Annotated in this window: 13 protein-coding genes; 5 read left to right on the forward strand and 8 right to left on the reverse strand. The window is 60.1% G+C overall.

What is annotated here, in order from left to right:
• Positions 1 to 181 precede the first annotated feature (181 nt).
• Both ACA073_RS17765 and ACA073_RS17770 read left to right on the forward strand, forming a co-directional pair.
• Positions 182 to 1303: an HlyD family secretion protein gene (locus tag ACA073_RS17765; RefSeq protein ID WP_497398205.1), complete on the forward strand. Its 1122-nt coding sequence runs from the start codon at positions 182 to 184 to the stop codon at positions 1301 to 1303.
• Positions 1300 to 2892 carry a DHA2 family efflux MFS transporter permease subunit gene (locus ACA073_RS17770; RefSeq protein WP_497398207.1) on the forward strand — a complete coding sequence of 531 codons (1593 nt, stop codon included), beginning with the start codon at positions 1300 to 1302 and terminating at the stop codon, positions 2890 to 2892. The genes ACA073_RS17765 and ACA073_RS17770 overlap by 4 nt, the downstream gene beginning before the upstream one ends.
• Here ACA073_RS17770 and ACA073_RS17775 read toward each other — a convergent pair whose 3' ends face one another.
• The 4 genes from ACA073_RS17775 to ACA073_RS17790 all read right to left on the reverse strand — a co-directional run bounded on the left by ACA073_RS17775 (position 2893) and on the right by ACA073_RS17790 (position 6857).
• Entirely contained in the window at positions 2893 to 3333 is a 441-nt protein-coding gene (locus ACA073_RS17775) for a carboxymuconolactone decarboxylase family protein (protein WP_497398209.1), read from the reverse strand.
• Between the two features lie 271 nt (positions 3334 to 3604).
• Entirely contained in the window at positions 3605 to 5047 is a 1443-nt protein-coding gene (locus ACA073_RS17780) for a mechanosensitive ion channel domain-containing protein (protein ID WP_497398211.1), read from the reverse strand.
• A gap of 190 nt (positions 5048 to 5237) precedes the next feature.
• Entirely contained in the window at positions 5238 to 5864 is a 627-nt protein-coding gene (gene ycaC / locus ACA073_RS17785) for an isochorismate family cysteine hydrolase YcaC (RefSeq protein WP_497398213.1), read from the reverse strand.
• 126 nt (positions 5865 to 5990) lie between these two features.
• On the reverse strand, positions 5991 to 6857 hold the full coding sequence (locus ACA073_RS17790; RefSeq protein ID WP_497398215.1) for a pirin family protein: 867 nt from the start codon (positions 6855 to 6857) through the stop codon (positions 5991 to 5993).
• Positions 6858 to 6961: 104 nt separating this feature from the next.
• On the opposite strand from ACA073_RS17790, the gene ACA073_RS17795 reads away from it, so the two are divergent.
• The 3 genes from ACA073_RS17795 to dkgB all read left to right on the forward strand — a co-directional run bounded on the left by ACA073_RS17795 (position 6962) and on the right by dkgB (position 9537).
• Positions 6962 to 7870 (forward strand): LysR substrate-binding domain-containing protein, encoded by a 909-nt coding sequence (locus tag ACA073_RS17795; RefSeq protein ID WP_497398217.1) that lies wholly within the window; start codon positions 6962 to 6964, stop codon positions 7868 to 7870.
• Between the two features lie 96 nt (positions 7871 to 7966).
• The gene (locus ACA073_RS17800) at positions 7967 to 8506 is read left to right on the forward strand and encodes a PaaI family thioesterase (RefSeq protein ID WP_497398219.1); all 540 of its coding nucleotides are present in this window, start codon (positions 7967 to 7969) and stop codon (positions 8504 to 8506) included.
• A 227-nt stretch (positions 8507 to 8733) separates the two neighbouring features.
• A complete protein-coding gene (dkgB, locus tag ACA073_RS17805) occupies positions 8734 to 9537 on the forward strand; it encodes a 2,5-didehydrogluconate reductase DkgB (protein ID WP_497398221.1) in 804 nt (267 codons plus the stop codon).
• Positions 9538 to 9540: 3 nt separating this feature from the next.
• Here dkgB and ACA073_RS17810 read toward each other — a convergent pair whose 3' ends face one another.
• From ACA073_RS17810 to mgtA, 4 genes are all read right to left on the reverse strand, one after another.
• Positions 9541 to 12777: a transporter substrate-binding domain-containing protein gene (locus tag ACA073_RS17810; protein WP_497398223.1), complete on the reverse strand. Its 3237-nt coding sequence runs from the start codon at positions 12775 to 12777 to the stop codon at positions 9541 to 9543.
• Complete coding sequence (locus ACA073_RS17815; RefSeq protein WP_497398225.1) at positions 12778 to 13413, reverse strand: response regulator; 636 nt, start codon at positions 13411 to 13413, stop codon at positions 12778 to 12780.
• A gap of 108 nt (positions 13414 to 13521) precedes the next feature.
• On the reverse strand, positions 13522 to 13935 hold the full coding sequence (locus tag ACA073_RS17820; RefSeq protein ID WP_497398227.1) for a response regulator: 414 nt from the start codon (positions 13933 to 13935) through the stop codon (positions 13522 to 13524).
• A gap of 291 nt (positions 13936 to 14226) precedes the next feature.
• The gene (gene mgtA / locus ACA073_RS17825) at positions 14227 to 16929 is read right to left on the reverse strand and encodes a magnesium-translocating P-type ATPase (protein ID WP_497398229.1); all 2703 of its coding nucleotides are present in this window, start codon (positions 16927 to 16929) and stop codon (positions 14227 to 14229) included.
• Between the last annotated feature and the right edge of the window lie 269 nt (positions 16930 to 17198).

The raw sequence follows: 17198 nt of genomic DNA on the forward strand, positions 1-17198 counted from the left end.
AAACCGGGTCGAATGTGGGAGCGGGCTTGCTCGCGAAGGCGCCAGATCAATCACCCCATCTTTGACTGATTCACATCGAGCGAACCACCTGACGACCGGCAACAAAAATAAATTGCCAGCAAATATGACATGCGTCATATTACGTGCGTAATTAAATGCCGTTTTCTACAGGTAATCTTCCATGACCAGCATGTCCCCCGTTGAGCCCGACCTGGCTGTCCCGGTGACCACGCCAAAGCCTCCCCTGCTCAAACGCCTGCTCCTGTCGACACTGGGCATCGCTGCACTGGTGCTGGCCGGTGTGTACGCCGCGCACTGGTGGACCGCTGGCCGTTTCATCGAGGAAACCGACGATGCCTACATCGGTGGCGATGTGACGGTGATCGGGCCGAAAGTCGCCGGTTACATCGAAGAAGTGCTGGTCACCGACAACCAGAAAGTGAAGGCCGGTGATGTGCTGATCCGCCTCGACTCCCGCGACTTCCGCGCCTACCTGGCCAAGGCCGAAGGCGCGGTCGCTGCAGAAGAAGCCTTGCTCGCCAACCTCGATGCCACGGAACAACTGCAACAGGCTGTGATCGGTCAGGCCCGCGCCGGTATCGACGCCGCCGGCGCCGAAACCGCCCGCTCGCGGGATGACAACGCGCGCTACAAAAAACTGGTGAACAGCAATGCCGTCTCGGTAGAAAGCGCCCAGCGCGCGGACGCCACCTTCAAGACGGCGCAAGCGCTCAGCTCGAAAGCCCAGGCCGAACTGCTGGCCGCACAACGCCAGTTGAATGTGATCGCAACCCAGAAACAACAGGCTCGGGCTGCGCTGATGCAGGCCCGCGCCGAGCGTGACCTGGCGCAACTGAATGTCGGTTACACCGAGCTGCGCGCACCGATGGATGGCGTGATCGGCAATCGCCGGGCGCGGGTCGGCGCTTACGCGCAGGCCGGTTCGCAGCAGTTGTCGGTGGTGCCGGCGAGCGGGCTGTGGGTCGATGCCAACTTCAAGGAAGATCAACTGGCGCACATGACACCCGGCCAACGCGTGGTCATTCATGCCGACGTGCTCTCGGGTCAGGCATTCCACGGCCACCTCGACAGCCTGGCGCCAGCCAGCGGGTCGCAATTCAGTGTGCTGCCACCGGAAAACGCCACCGGCAATTTCACCAAGATCGTGCAACGGGTGCCGGTGCGGATCGTGCTCGATCCGGCCGATGGCGTGCTCGGTCATCTGCGTCCGGGCCTTTCGGTGACCGCTGAAGTGGATACGCGCAAGGAGCCTGAAACCCCAACCGTGGCCAGCGCGCCATGAGCCGCGCCCTCGCCGTCCCCGCGCAACCGTTCAACGCCGCCAGCATGGCGACGGCGACCAAGGTCTTCGCCTTCGCCACCATGTGCATCGGCATGTTCATTGCGCTGTTGGACATCCAGATCGTCTCCGCCTCATTGCGTGATATCGGTGGCGGACTCTCGGCGGGCACTGACGAAACCGCGTGGGTGCAGACCAGCTACCTGATCGCCGAAATCATCGTGATTCCGCTGTCCGGCTGGCTCTCCCGAGTGTTCTCCACGCGCTGGCTGTTCTGCGCGTCAGCCGTGGGATTTACCCTCACCAGCCTGCTCTGTGGTGCGGCGTGGAATATCCAGAGCATGATCGCCTTCCGCGCTTTGCAAGGATTCATCGGCGGCTCGATGATTCCGCTGGTGTTCACCACCGCGTTCATTTTCTTTTCTGGCAAGCAACGGGTAATCGCTGCCGCCACTATCGGCGCGGTCGCTTCGCTGGCACCGACCCTGGGCCCGGTGATCGGTGGCTGGATCACCGATATATCCTCCTGGCACTGGCTGTTCTACATCAATCTGGTGCCGGGCATTTTCGTTGCCGTGGCGGTGCCGATGCTGGTGAAGATCGACCAGCCGGAACTCTCGCTGCTCAAGGGCGCCGACTATATAAGCATGGTGTTCCTGGCGCTGTTTCTCGGCTGCCTGGAATACACCCTCGAAGAAGGCCCGCGCTGGAACTGGTTCAGTGACAGCACGATTCTGACCACCGCGTGGATCAGTGGCCTGGCCGGCCTGGCCTTCATCGGTCGAACCCTGCACGTGGCCAACCCGATCGTCGATTTGCGCGCCCTCAAAGACCGCAACTTCGCCCTCGGCTGTTTCTTCTCGTTCGTCACCGGGATCGGCCTGTTCGCCACGATTTACCTGACGCCGCTGTTTCTCGGCCGGGTACGTGGCTACGGTGCGCTGGACATTGGTCTGGCGATTTTCTCTACCGGGGTGTTCCAGCTTATGGCGATTCCGCTGTACGCCTTTCTGGCCAACCGCATCGATCTGCGCTGGATCATGATGACCGGCCTCGGGTTGTTCGCGTTGTCGATGTGGGATTTCAGCCCGATCACCCATGACTGGGGGGCCAAGGAATTGATGCTGCCGCAAGCCTTTCGAGGGATTGCCCAGCAACTGGCGGTGCCACCCGCAGTCACCTTGACCCTCGGCGGACTGGCGCCTGCCCGGCTCAAACACGCTTCGGGTTTGTTCAATCTGATGCGCAACCTCGGCGGCGCCATTGGCATCGCCGTGTGCGCGACCATCCTCAATGACCGGACCAACCTGCACTTCACCCGGTTGGCGGAAAACCTCAACAGCACCAACGAAGCCCTGAATCAGTGGCTGTCCCAGGTCGGCAACAACTTCGCCGCCCTCGGCCAGAGCGGTGACACCGGTGTCACCGCCAGCCTGCATCAGTTATGGCTGCTGACCTACCGCGAAGCGCAGACGCAAACCTACGGCGACGCGTTTCTGATGATCGGGGTCTGTTTCGTCATCGCCACGGCGATGGTGCCCTTGATGCGCAAGGTGCAACCACCGGCTGCACCGTCAGCAGATGCTCATTGATCAGGCCTGAGGCGTCTTGCGGAAACCTACGGCCAGGCGATTCCAACTATTGATGGTGGAAATCGCCACGGTCAGGTCGACCATTTCCTTCGGGCTGAACTGCGCGGAGACCACTTCGTAGTCTTCGTCCGGAGCGTGGGTCAGGCTCAGTTGGGTCAGGGATTCGGTCCAGAGCAGCGCTGCACGTTCGCGATCGGTGAAGAACGGTGCCTCGCGCCAGGCCGTCACGGCGAACAGGCGACGCGGGGTTTCCCCGCCCTTGATGGCATCGGTGGTGTGCATATCGATGCAGAACGCGCAGCCGTTGATTTGCGACGCACGCAGCTTGATCAGTTCGATCAGGTTTTTTTCCAGCGGCAGCTTCGAAACGGCGGTTTCCAGGGCGATCATGGCTTTCAGTGCATCAGGGGAAGCGGTGTAGAAATCGGTACGAGGTTTCACGGCAGGCTCCGGGAGCAAGTGGGGGTGGAGCTAAGTTAATGCCGTCGGCCCGTCGCTTAAATAGCCAATATTTCAGAAGACGGGTAGGCCATTGCGGGATGTCGGCGACGTTGATTTCTGATCTGAGTTTTATGGTGAGCCTGATGCCGCCTTCGCGAGCAAGCCCGCTCCCACATTGGATCTGTTGTGAACACAGCATTTGTGTGCGACGAAGATCCATGTGGGAGCGGGCTTGCTCGCGAACCGCGCAGCGGCCATCCACCAAACATCTCTAAGCCCGACTCCGCAACCACTGCAAAAAACCCTTCTTCACCACCACCCTCGGCGTTTCCTGGGTCAACGTCTGCGCCTTGTGCAAACGGAAATCCAGCAGCGCCTTCATCGCTTCGCCGATGTCATGCCGCGCATCCAGGCAGGGTTTGAGGTAGTCCTTTTCGATCCGGTACAAACTACAAACGGTCTTGGCGGTGAAGTCCGCCGGCAGCGCCGTGTCCGACAAGATCCCGCCCTCGCCGATCACCTCGCCCGGCCCCATGCGCCCGGACTCGAACTTGACCCCGGCGCGGCTCAGCGCCACCGACACCACGCCGGATTCGATAATGAACAAATGATCGCTGACCTCCCCCGCCGGCAGGATCACTTCCCCGGGACGGAAGGTTTGCAGGGTCATGTGCTGGCTGAAGGTTTCTTTCTCTTCCTGGCGCAGGGTCGAGAAAATCGCCGAGTTTTCCAGCAATGCCCGTGGCCGCGACAGGCCGGCCGGCGCATTCGATTCGACGCTGGACAACAGGCTCACGCCCGACGCCTGCAAGTGCCGGAACGCCAGGTCGAACAGCAGATTGCGCACCATGCGCTTCTGATCCATCGAGACCACGAAGCCGCTGATTTCGTATTCCACGCCGGTGGCACTCGAGCCTTTCAGTGCAACGCACGGCGCCGGTTTGCTCAACAGATAACGGCAACCCTCCATCGCCCGTTCCAGTGCATCGATCACCGTTTGCGGCCGTGCATGCGGGCTGAGTTGCAGGCTGATTGACACGCCGAAAATGTCGCTCGGTCGGCTGAAGTTGATGATCTTGGCTTTGGCCGCCAGCGAGTTGGGAATCACCGCCAGGCTGCCCTGGGCGGTTTGCAAGCGCGTGGCGCGCCAGTCGATGTCGATGACCCGGCCTTCGGTGCCGTCGATGGAGATCCAGTCATCCAGTTGATAGGGTTTGGTGGTGTTGAGGACGATCCCGGAGAACACGTCGCTGAGGGTGCTTTGCAACGCCAGGCCGACGATGATCGCCAACGCACCGGAGGTGGCCAGCACGCCTTTCACCGGCAGGTCGAGCACGTAGGCCAGCGCCGCGATGATCGCGATCAGGAAAATCACCGCGCCGAGCAAATCCTGGAGCAAGCGCCCGGTATGCCCGACCCGCTGCATCATCGCCGCGCCGATCAGCACCGTCAGCGTTCGCGCACCGAACAGCCACCAACCGATCTGCAAACCGGTCGCCGCCAGGTGCAGCGGCACATTGTCGGCCCAAGGCGCGGGCTCCAGCGGATTCATACCCTCGTTGAACAACAGCATGCTGAACAGCGCGAAAATCACCAGCCGCACCACCAGTTTCCAGTTGCTGCCGCCGGCACTGATCAGGCGCCACAATCCCAGGTCAATCAGGATCAGGATCAGGGCGCAGATCAATGGGTGATTGGTGAGCAGTGACAGCATCAAGCAACTCCAGTGAAGACCAATAGCGCGAAGATCTCACACATTGGGCACAGTGTAGGAGGGTTTAATGCAAAACCAATGTGGGAGCGGGCTTGCTCGCGAAAGCGGTGTAACAGACAACATAATTGTTGAATGTTAGCCAGCCTTCGCGAGCAAGCCCGCTCCCACATTAGGTTTGTGGTGTCAGTGATTATTTGCTGATGGTCAGCGTGTTGTAGCTGGTCATCAAATTGCGGTAGTCCGGGATGTGATTGGAGAACAGGGTCGCCAGGCCCTCCACGTCATTGCGCCAGTCGCGGTGCAGTTCACAGGCCAGGCCGAACCAGGTCATCAGTTGCGCGCCGGAGGACGACATGCGGTCCCAGGCCGATTGGCGGGTCAGCTCGTTGAACGTGCCGGAAGCGTCAGTCACCACAAACACATCGAAGCCTTCAGCCAGGGCCGACAGCGCCGGGAATGCCACGCAGACCTCGGTCACCACGCCGGCGATGATCAGTTGCTTCTTGCCGGTGGCCTTGATCGCCTTGACGAAATCTTCGTTGTCCCAGGCATTGATCTGGCCAGGACGGGCAATATACGGCGCGTCCGGGAACAGCGCTTTGAGCTCGGGCACCAGCGGACCGTTGGGGCCGGTTTCGAAACTGGTGGTGAGGATGGTTGGCAATTTGAAGTACTTGGCCAAGTCGGCCAGGGCCAACACGTTGTTCTTGAAACGGTCCGGATCGATGTCCCGCACCAGAGACAGCAGGCCCGCCTGATGATCGACCAACAGAACGGCGGCGTTATCCTTGTCGAGACGTTTGTAAGAAGTAGTCATGGGGTCATCCTCGCTTTTAATCGATGCCGAAGAATTCGGCGAACAGGTGTCTTGATTGATCGTTCAGACGCGGCCAGACAAGCGTAGTCAGTCAAGCCTGGCGCGGTGCAACTTTATATCCGTGTTTCAACCGCTCATCCGTCCAAACCGGCCCGACTGAAAATCGGCAAAGGCCTGGTGAATCTCTTGCTCGCTGTTCATCACGAACGGGCCGTGGCCGACGATCGGTTCGTCGATCGGCTCGCCGCTGAGCAGCAACACCACTGTGTCGTTATTGGCTTCCAGACTGATCTGGTTGCCATTGCGTTCGAACAACGCCAACTGCCCTTCGCGCACCAGCTCCAGGCCGTTGACCTGAACCGTGCCGCGCAGCACTACCAACGCGGTGTTGCGACCTTCGTGCAGATCAAGGGTGAGCAACTTGCCGCCGTTGAGGCGCAGGTCCCAGACGTCGACCGGGGTGAATGTCCGCGCAGTGCCGGTGTGGCCGTCGAATTCGCCAGCAATCAGGCGCAGGCTGCCGGCGTTGTCCTTGAGCGGGATGCTAGGGATGTCACCGTCGAGAATCGTCTGGTAACCGGCGTCGGCCATTTTGTCTTTGGCCGGCAGGTTGACCCACAGCTGGACCATTTCGAGGGTGCCGCCGGTTTTGGCGAAACCTTCGGAGTGGAATTCTTCGTGGAGAATTCCCGAGGCGGCGGTCATCCATTGCACATCGCCGGGGCCGATCTTGCCGCCGCTGCCGGTGGAGTCGCGGTGCTCCAGTTCGCCCTTATAAACGATAGTCACGGTTTCGAAACCGCGGTGCGGATGCTGACCGACACCACGACGCTCGGGGGTCGGCGTGAATTCAGCAGGACCGGCGTGATCCAGCAGCAAAAACGGGCTGATGTGTTTGCCCAGGTTGTCATAGGAAAACAGCGTACGCACCGGAAAACCGTCGCCGACCCAATGGGTCCGTGGGCTGGTGTAAACGCCGATGATGTTTTTCATGCTGCCTCCCAATCTGTGGTTTGACGCGATGGACAAAGCTTAAAACCGAACCCTTTGGTGCGCTAGACTGCAAAAATCAGCCTTAGCGTTCTATATGGAGAACGATGGTGGAAGACCTCAACACCCTCTACTACTTCACCCAAGTGGTGGAACATCAGGGTTTCGCCGCGGCCGGGCGGGCACTGGACATGCCCAAATCGAAGCTCAGCCGGCGCATCGCCGAGCTCGAAGAACGGCTCGGCGTACGTTTACTGCATCGCACCAGCCGGCATTGCTCGCTGACCGAAATCGGTCAGGCCTATTACCAGCGTTGCCTGGCCATGCGCGTCGAAGCGGAAAGCGCCGCCGAACTGATCGAACGCAACCGCTCCGAACCCCAGGGCCTGGTGCGCATCAGTTGCCCGACCGCACTGCTCAACTCCTGGGTCGGGCCGATGCTGACCCGCTACATGCTCAAATACCCGTTGGTGGAGTTGTTCATCGAGAGCACCAACCGCCGGGTCGACCTGATCCACGAGGGTTTCGACATTGCCCTGCGCGTACGCTGTCCGCCGCTGGAAAGCACCGACATGGTGATGAAGGTGCTGGGCAACAGCACCCAATGCCTGGTGGGCAGCCCGGCGTTCACCGAGCGGCTGTCGTCGCCCGCCACCCCGACCGACCTCAGCGGTTTGCCGAGCGTGCACTGGGGTGCGGCGCAGCGTGAATATCAGTGGGAGTTGTTCGGCGCGGACGGCGCCAGTGCGCTGATTCGGCACGCGCCGCGCATGGTCACCGATGACCTGCTGGCCTTGCGTCACGCGGTGCTCGCGGGCATTGGCATCGCGCACCTGCCCAGCGTGGTGGTGCGCGATGACATCGCCGCCGGACGCCTGGTGGAACTGGTGCCGGGCTGGGCGCCCAAGTGCGGGATCGTCCACGCGATCTTCCCGTCGCGCCGTGGCCTGTTGCCATCGGTGCGGGCGTTGATCGACTTTCTGGGGGAGGAATTCAGCCACAGCGATATTGCGTGAGGGACTCGACACACGGGGCTGGCGGAGTTTTTATTTCGGACATAATATCAGCGCAGATTACAACCATAATATCCGCGCCCGTCCGAGGACATGATCATGCAAAGCCCCAACCGAGAAGCCACCCTCGCCCGATGGATTGCACAGGAAGACGCCATGCGCGCACGTCTGGCTGGCCCCGGCAGTCTGTCGATGGCCGAGGTCAGCGCGCTGTCGCCCAGCGAATTCTTCAACGGCATCGGCAACGGTGAACTGCCCTCGCCGCCCATTGGCACGCTGATGGATTTCATCCCCATCGAATGGTCGGCCGGGCTGTTCATCTTTCAGGGCACGCCGGATTCGCGGCATTACAACCCGCTGGGCAGCGTGCATGGCGGCTATGCGGCCACCTTGCTGGATTCGTGCATGGGTTGCGCCATTCATACGCAACTGAAAAAGGGCCAGGGGTATACGACGCTGGATCTGCGTATCAGCTATGTTCGCGCGTTGACCGGCGCCAGTGGGCCGGTACGGGCCGAGGGCAAAATTGTCCATCTGGGACGCACGACGGCGCTGGCCGAGGGGCGGATTTATGATGTGGATGGGCGGTTGTATGCGACGGGGTCGACGACTTGCATGATTCTTGAGGCTCGGGGGTAAGTCCTCAGACCGAGTCGCGGCCTTCGCGGGCAAGCCCGCTCCCACAGGGGAGCCAATGTGGGAGCGGGCTTGCTCGCGAAGAGGCCAGACCAGACACCATCAATCCCCCAGAATGCCTTCCGATTCATGACTTGCGGTAAACATTGCTTTGCCCCACCAGCGGTTTTTCTCAAGGATGCGGGCGCGGATACTCGTGCCCATTCCCACTGCAAACCCTGGAGTCATTGATGTCTATTCCCGCATTCGGTCTTGGTACGTTTCGCTTGCAAGGCCAGGTGGTCATCGATTCGGTCAGCACTGGCCTGGAGCTGGGCTATCGGGTCATCGATACCGCGCAAATCTACGAGAACGAAGCCGAAGTCGGCGAGGCCATCGCGGCCAGTGGCATTACCCGTGACGAGCTGTTCATCACCAGCAAGATCTGGGTCGCCAACTTCGCCAAAGACCGCTTGATCGACAGCCTCAAGGAAAGCCTGAAAAAACTCCGGACCGACTACCTGGACCTGACCCTGATCCACTGGCCGTCCCCGGAAGATCAGGTGCCGGTCGAGGCATTCATGGGCGCCCTGCTCGAAGCCAAAAACCTTGGCCTGACCCGCCGGATCGGCGTTTCCAACTTCACCGTCGATTTGATGAAACAGGCGATTGCCGCCATCGGTGCCGAGCACATCGCTACCAACCAGATCGAACTGCATCCGTACCTGCAAAACCGCAAGGTCGTCGATTTCGCGCAGAGCCAGGGCATCCAGATCACTTCCTACATGACCCTGGCGTACGGCGAAGTGCTGAAAGACCCGGTCATCCAGCAGATCGCCGAACGCCTGCAAGCAACGCCTGCGCAAGTGACACTCGCCTGGGCCATGCAATCGGGTTACGCGGTGATTCCTTCGTCCACCAGACGCGCCAATCTGCAAAGCAATCTCAAAGCCTGCGCCCTGACCCTGAGCGACGCTGACATGGCGCTGATCGCCGGTCTTGAGCGCGGCCAGCGCCTGACCAGCCCCAAAGGCATCGCGCCGAACTGGGATTGAACCTCAGCCCTGCGCCAGGCTTTTGTCCAGCCGCGTCATGGCCTGCTGCAACTGATCGACAGCGGCGTCGATCTGCGCAGCCTGGCCATCACCGCAGGCACGCTCCAGTGCCTCGCAACACTCGATCAGGCTGACCGCGCGAACCATCAAAGCCCCGCCCTTGATACGGTGCGCGAGTGTGCGAAGCACCTGCTGCTCGCCGCTCGCATGCGCCTCGAGCAGTTCATCGCGATCCGTGCGATTGGTCACGACCACGTCGCGCAACAATTGCGTGATCAATTCATGGTCGTCGCCGACGTATTGCTGCAGACCGCTCAAGTCGATCTCGGGGACTTCAAGTGCTTCGATAACTGGCACCGCTTCACCCGCGAACCTTGAGGCCAGCCAGGCTATCAACTCCGCCAGCCCGATCGGTTTGAACAGACAATCGTCCATGCCCGCCTCCAGGCAACGGGCCTTCTCGTCGGGCTGTGCGTTGGCGGTCAACCCCAGAATCAGTGTCGGCGGCAATCCCTGCGCACGCTCTTCATCGCGTATCGCACCCGTCAATTCATAACCGTTGCACACCGGCATGTTGCAATCGGTCATGACCACATCGAATTGAAATTCGCGCCACCTCTCGAGTCCTTGCCGCCCGTCCTCGGCGACCATCACGCTGTGACCCAGATAGCCCAACTGCCGGGACATCAACAGACGGTTGGCCGGGTAATCATCGACCACCAGAATCGTCAGCGGACGCGTCTGCGGCAGCCCTTCGTCTTCGGGCACATCGCAGGAGGCCAGCGGATGCAACACGGGCAGTTCAAGGCAGACATCGATCCGCGTACCACCTCCAAGCGTGCTTTCAAGGTGCAACCGGCCGCCCATCATTTCGCACAAGGTTCGGCTGATCACCAACCCCAGCCCGGAACCTTGCCGGCCTGAATCCGGGTTGTTACCGGCCTGAACGAACGAGCTGAACAGGCGCTGCTGATCGAATGCGCTGATGCCGATGCCGGTGTCTGCAATGCGCACGCTGACCACCAAATGCCCCGCCAACCCATGTTCGACCCGCAGTGTCAGGCTCACTTCGCCTTCACGGGTAAACTTGATCGCGTTGCTCAGCAAATTGGACAGCACCTGCTTGAGACGCGTGGCGTCGACCAACACGTCGCATTTGCTGCGAACGTCCAGAGTGACGTGCCATTCCAGGCCCTTCTGCCGCGCCAACCCCTCAAACACCCGGCACACCGATTCGACCAGCGAGTGCAGATTGGACCGTTCCGGTGTCAGGGACAAATGCCCTGATTCAATACGCGCGATGTCCAGAATGTCGCCAATCAACGCCAGCAATTGTTGCCCGGCATTGAACGCCACATCGATGGCAGGACGGTCAGTAACGCCTTCATCCGCTCCCTTCTTCGCCAGTTCGAGCATACCGAGCATCGCATTCATCGGCGTGCGGATTTCGTGGCTCATGGTTGCCAGAAACGTGGTTTTCGCACGGTTGGCATCGTCCGCGGCATCCTTGGCGTCCTGCAATTGACTGAGCAATTGCTGACGCAGACGAATCTGCCGACGCTGCCAGGCGATCCAGGCCAGCGCCAGCAACAACAAGGCACCGGCGACAGCAAAGGCCTGGAGAATGTCCTGGCGGTGCCCCAGCCAGAAACTTGGCTCGACCATCAGGTCATTGCGCCAGCGGCCCGTCATTTCATCGATTTCTTCGGGTGGAATGCTGAGCAGCGCCTTGTCCAGAATCGAATGCAGCACCACCGCTTCGCGACCGGTTGCCAGGGTGCTGCGGGCCGGGGCGGTGCCGACAGTGCTGGTCACTTGCAGCTGGTCCCGATATTGACGGGAAATCATGACCCTGGCACCGATCAGTGAGTTGATGCCGCCGTCAGCTTTGCCTTGCGCAACCATTGCCATCGCTTGCGCCGTCAATGGCGCATTCACCAGTTCAATCTGCGGAAAGTGCTGACGAATGAACTCGCCGGCACCGTTGCCCTGGGTGACGGCCAGTTTTTTGCCGGCCATTTCATCCAGTGTTCGGGGACTGTCTGAGGCGATACGCGTCACCAGCACATTAGGACTGGTCAAAAACGGTCGGGTGAAAAGCAATTCGGTTTCACGTTCGATGCTGGGGCTTATGCCGGCGACCAGATCGACCTGCCCGGTCCTGATCCATTCCAGCATTTCAGCCACTGACCGGGTCGGTTGGATGTCGAACTTCAAGCCTGTGCGCAAGCTGATTTTCGCCAGCACATCAATGCTGATACCCCGGTACTTGCCCTCACTGTCGATGAATGAAATCGGCATGAGGTTTTCGTTGATCGCCACTCGCACGCGCGGATGATCGTCGAGCCAGCGTTGTTCGACTACGTTGAAGTGCAGGGCTTGAGTGCCCGGGATGGATGCCCCGCTACCGCCCCATCGGCGCAGGATGTTCATCCGTTCATTGGTCGGGATCGCCGCCAGCGCCCGGTTGACGATGCGTTGCAGCTGCTGGTTGTCGCTGCTCATCGCGAACGCGAAACGCCCGGACTCCAGAAGCGAAAAATCGGCCAGTTGAACATTGTTGAGGTAGTTTTTGCTGATCAGGTAATTGGCGCTGATCGCATCGCTCAGAACTGCGTCCGCCTGACGGAACGCTACGGCCCCCACCGCCTCAAGCGTCGAGGGATACAGCTCGACATTCGCCTTGGGGTAAAACGCCCGCACTTGCTGCTCGGGCAAATAGTGATACAGCATCGCCAGCCGTTTATTGGCCAGATCGGGGTCAAGCGGCGCAGTCGAATCCGTGCGGGTCAGCACCACGGGTTGATCGTCCGCATAGGCGCCGGACATCCGCAACTGTGGATCCTCCGCCTCATAACGATTGGCTGTTCCCAGCAAATCAGCCTTGCCTTCCTTGATCGCCCGCACCGCATCGCCCCGCGTCGCATAGCGTTGAACGACGATCTCCACGTGCAATAGCTGCATGAGTAGCCCGGCAATGTCAGCCGTCAACCCCTCGTAGTCCGTGCCGGTGGAGGTGATGTCGAAGGGCGGATAATCCGGCCACGAGACGGCCAGCTTCAACTGGCCCTTTTGCCGCAGCAACCGCGAATCGGCATCCGACAGTTTGACGTCGTAGCCGTCGACGCTGGAGCGTCCCAGCAGTTTCAGTGTTTGCGGTTGTGCGTAGGCGCTGGATATCCATAGACAGCCCAGCAGCGCGAGGAGTAGCGGGTAACGCAAACGTCGGAAGGTCTTCATTCAGATTAGATGATTGCGTTTGGCGAAATCACTCAGGTGTACATTGGATTCAACGTTGAGTTTTTCTACCAGGCGGGTCCTGTAGGTGCTGGTGGTCTTGGGGCTCAGGTTCATGAGTTCGGCGATTTCCTTGTTGCCCAATCCCTTGGCCAGGTACAGCAAGATTGTCAGTTCGCGGTCGGAGAGCTTGTCGATCATCTCCTTCTCGCTGCGTTGCATTGTGCTCATCGCCACCGAACTCGACGGCAGATCGGCGAAATAGGTGTAACCGGCTATCACCGCAAGCACTGCCTCGTGCAAATGCTTCAAATCGTTGGCCTTGGAAACATACGCACTGGCGCCGGCACGCATGCAGCGGTCTTGATAAAACCGGGGGTCTTGGCCGGTGAAAACCAGTACTCGGCATCGCTCATCACTGGCCTGGATGCGAGCCAGTACTTCCAATCCGCCGAGACGGGGCATCATCAGATCCAGCACTACCAGATCAGGTTGATGCTCACGGATCGTTGGAAAGACCTCATTGCCGCTGGACACCTCGTAAATCGGTTGAAACCCTTCTTGTTTAAGCAGGATTTTGACAGCTGCGCGAACCACCGGATGGTCGTCCGCAACCACCGCTGATCTCGCTGGCTTCATGGCAACTCCTGTGCAAAGACACGACAATTGAGCAATCAATATCCGTGGGCCAGGCCCGGATAATACGTAGGGCTGCGCGAGGACTCTTGCATGGAAATCCGCGCCCGACTACCTGACAGAAATGACAGTGCCGACGAACGGTAATCGAAGATCAACAGTTGCCATCAACCGCTGAATGCATGCCAGACCTGGCAGCGTGGCGTGGCTCACCTGAACCTTCTGCTGCCCGCAGGCAGGGATCGACGGCAACTTCACCTGCTCGCCGTCATAGATCAATGCGTGGTGAACCTGTGGGTTATCGAGGAAGAACCCGGGCAGGTCCAGCTCTGCACCCGCCAGCGAGGCATTGATGACCACCAGATCAAAAGGCTCGCTCCCGTACTCGACCAGCGTCAGCAACTCCGCAAGGTCTTGCACCGGCGCCACGCGGTAGTAATCGAGCCGGTTGAACAGGCGCTCGATTCTCATCCGCTGAAAATGCTGCTCGTCGGCAATCAGGATACGTAGTGCTTTGTTCGGCAACCGGGGCCCCCAGAAGGGTTACAGATTCGTGAGGCCGCAAGGCTACGGAAGAGCCGCCGAGCTTTCTGTAGGACTATTCCTAAAAACCGAGGCATCTAGTCCATCATCAGCGGGGGAATCAACGCTACTCCGAGGTCAGGTTGATGTTGTTGAGTGCTTGCATGATGAATCCTTTGAAAAACACACGATCCCTGTAGGAGTGAGCCTGCTCGCGATGACGGCGGCACATCCAACATTAAATTGACTGATCTACCGCTATCGCGAGCAGGCTCACTCCTACATCTGGCAGCATTACTGCCAGCCAAAACGGCGGATATAGAACCCCTTCACCGCCTGGGTCAGTGCCATATACGCCAGCAGGATCACCGGCAGGAACACGAAGTACAGCGACGGCAGCGCCTGTAATTTGAAGTAGTGCGCCAAAGGCCCCATCGGCAGGAAGATGCCCACGGCCATGATGATTGCGGTCATCACCATCAGCGGCAGGGCCGCACGGCTTTGCAGGAACGGGATCTTCGGTGTGCGGATCATGTGCACGATCAGCGTCTGGGTCAGCAGCCCGACCACGAACCAGCCGGACTGGAACAGGGTCTGGTGATCCGGGGTATTGGCGTCGAACACGTACCACATCAACGCAAATGTGCTGATGTCGAAGATCGAACTGATCGGGCCGAAAAACAGCATGAAGCGTCCGACATCCGCCGGTTGCCAGCGCTGGGGTTGCTTGAGCATTTCTTCATCGACGTTATCGAACGGGATGGCGATCTGCGAGATGTCGTAGAGCAGGTTCTGCACCAGCAGGTGCATCGGCAGCATCGGCAGGAACGGGATGAACGCGCAGGCCACCAACACCGAGAACACATTGCCGAAGTTCGAACTCGCGGTCATTTTGATGTACTTGAGCATGTTGGCGAAGGTGCGGCGCCCTTCCAGCACGCCCTCCTCCAGCACCATCAGACTTTTCTCCAGCAGGATGATGTCCGCCGCTTCCTTGGCGATGTCCACGGCGCTGTCCACCGAAATACCGATGTCGGCGGTGCGCAGGGCCGGGGCGTCATTGATGCCGTCACCCATGAAACCGACCACATGGCCGTTGCCTTTGAGCAGACGAACGATACGTTCCTTGTGCATCGGCGTCAGTTTGGCGAAGACGTTGGTGGTCTCCACGGCCACGGCCAGTTCGGCGTCCGTCATGCGCTCGATGTCGTTGCCCATCAGCAGGCCTTGCTGCTCCAGACCGACTTCCCGGCAGATTTTCGCGGTCACCAGTTCGTTGTCGCCGGTCAGCACTTTTACCGCCACGCCATGAGCGGCCAATGCCATCAAGGCCGGCGCGCTGCTTTCCTTCGGGGGGTCGAGAAACGCCACGTAACCGATCAGCGTCAGTGCCTGCTCATCCGCCAGGCTGTAAGTGTCGCGCCCCTCGATCATTGGCCGCGCGGCGACCGCCACCACGCGCAGTCCTTCGGCGTTGAATGCAGCGGCAACCTGGCGAATCCGCGCCAGCAGGTCATCGGTCAGCGCTTCATCGACCACGCCGTGACGCACCCGCGTGCACACCGCCAACACCTCTTCCACCGCGCCTTTGCAGATCAGCAGGTGCGAGTGATCGCGCTCGGCGACCACCACCGACATGCGTCGGCGGGTGAAGTCGAACGGAATCTCGTCGACCTTGCGAAACGCCGTACCGACCTTCAATTCACGGTGGACCTCGACGTGTTCGAGCACCGCCACGTCCAGCAGGTTTTTCAGGCCGGTCTGGTAGTAGCTGTTGAGGTAGGCCATTTCCAGCACGTCATCGGAGTCGTTGCCCCAGACATCGACGTTGCGCGCCAGAAAAATTTTGTCCTGGGTCAGAGTGCCGGTTTTGTCAGTGCACAACACATCCATGGCGCCGAAGTTCTGGATCGCATCTAGGCGTTTGACGATGACTTTTTTGCGCGACAGAAACACCGCGCCCTTGGCCAGTGTCGAGGTGACGATCATCGGCAGCATTTCCGGGGTCAGGCCCACGGCAATCGACAGCGCGAACAACAGCGCTTCGGTCCAGTCACCCTTGGTGAAGCCGTTGATGAACAGCACCAGCGGCGCCATGACGAACATGAAGCGGATCAGCAGCCAACTGACTTTGTTGACCCCGGTCTGAAACGACGTCGGCGCGCGATCGGTAGCACCGACCCGCTGGGCCAGCGCGCCGAAATAGGTGCTGTTGCCCGTGGTCAGAATCACCGCAATCGCGGTGCCGGAAACGACGTTGGTGCCCATGAACAGAATGTTGTCGAGGTCCAGCGGGTTGCGGGTGTCGTTGTTCTGCTGATGGCGGAATTTTTCCACCGGCATGGATTCGCCGGTCATGGCCGCCTGACTGACGAACAGGTCCTTGGCGTTGAGCACGCGGCAATCGGCGGGAATCATGTCGCCGGCCGAGAGCACGATCAGATCGCCCGGCACCAGCAGTTTGATCGGCACTTCGGTGCGCAGGGCATCCCGACGCATCACCGTGGCCGTGTTGCTGACCATCGCCTTGAGCGCGTCGGCGGCCTGGTTGGATTTGGTTTCCTGCCAGAAGCGCAGCAAGGTCGAGAGCACCACCATCGAGAAAATCACGATGGCCGCTTTCATGTCCTCGGTCAGCCAGGAGATGACCGCGAGCAATGTCAGCAGCAAGTTGAACGGATTCTTGTAGCAGTGCCACAGGTGAATCCACCATGGCAGCGGTTGCTCGTGCTCGACTTCGTTGAGGCCGAATTGAACGCGCAGTGCATCGACTTCGGCTTCGCTCAGGCCGTCGGTGTGGCTATTGAGATTCTCCAGCAGTTGGCCGGTGTCGCTGTTGGCGGCGCTCACCAGGGTTTGCGCCAGGGTCGGCGGCACCTCGCGGCTGACCGTGGTGTCGGTGAAGTTTTCCAGCAGCGCCAGGCGCCGGAAGTGTCGGGCGATGTGGCGGGTGCGCAGGAATCCGGCGAAGAATTCTTTAAGCAGGGTCAGGTTCATGGCAGTTCCCCCAGGGTCAGCCGGGAAACCTTCGAGCAGGCGTGTCGGTGCGCCGCGATGACGACAACACGTCGAACATCACGCACGGTTCAGCGTCGATGAGAGGACGTCGGGACACGGACCAGGACTGGCCGCGATCGGGATGCCGCTGCTCGCTATCGGGCGAGACAACGGCACAAAAAGTGGCGCGTTATCTTGCCGGGAAGTTGCCGGTTATCGAAACCGGCCGACTACTGTCACTCGAACAAGTACCCACTGTGGGTCTCCGC

This window comes from Pseudomonas sp. LBUM1670, from assembly GCF_059695695.1.

What these genes read in the sequence shown, in the direction of transcription:
- ACA073_RS17765 (WP_497398205.1), top strand. Translation starts at nt 182, where the DNA reads ATGACCAGCATGTCCCCCGTTGAGCCCGACCTGGCTGTCCCGGTGACC.
- ACA073_RS17770 (WP_497398207.1), top strand. Translation starts at nt 1,300, where the DNA reads ATGAGCCGCGCCCTCGCCGTCCCCGCGCAACCGTTCAACGCCGCCAGC.
- ACA073_RS17780 (WP_497398211.1), bottom strand. Translation starts at nt 5,047, where the DNA reads ATGCTGTCACTGCTCACCAATCACCCATTGATCTGCGCCCTGATCCTG.
- ycaC (WP_497398213.1), bottom strand. Translation starts at nt 5,864, where the DNA reads ATGACTACTTCTTACAAACGTCTCGACAAGGATAACGCCGCCGTTCTG.
- ACA073_RS17790 (WP_497398215.1), bottom strand. Translation starts at nt 6,857, where the DNA reads ATGAAAAACATCATCGGCGTTTACACCAGCCCACGGACCCATTGGGTC.
- ACA073_RS17795 (WP_497398217.1), top strand. Translation starts at nt 6,962, where the DNA reads ATGGTGGAAGACCTCAACACCCTCTACTACTTCACCCAAGTGGTGGAA.
- ACA073_RS17800 (WP_497398219.1), top strand. Translation starts at nt 7,967, where the DNA reads ATGCAAAGCCCCAACCGAGAAGCCACCCTCGCCCGATGGATTGCACAG.
- dkgB (WP_497398221.1), top strand. Translation starts at nt 8,734, where the DNA reads ATGTCTATTCCCGCATTCGGTCTTGGTACGTTTCGCTTGCAAGGCCAG.
- ACA073_RS17810 (WP_497398223.1), bottom strand. Translation starts at nt 12,777, where the DNA reads ATGAAGACCTTCCGACGTTTGCGTTACCCGCTACTCCTCGCGCTGCTG.
- ACA073_RS17815 (WP_497398225.1), bottom strand. Translation starts at nt 13,413, where the DNA reads ATGAAGCCAGCGAGATCAGCGGTGGTTGCGGACGACCATCCGGTGGTT.
- mgtA (WP_497398229.1), bottom strand. Translation starts at nt 16,929, where the DNA reads ATGAACCTGACCCTGCTTAAAGAATTCTTCGCCGGATTCCTGCGCACC.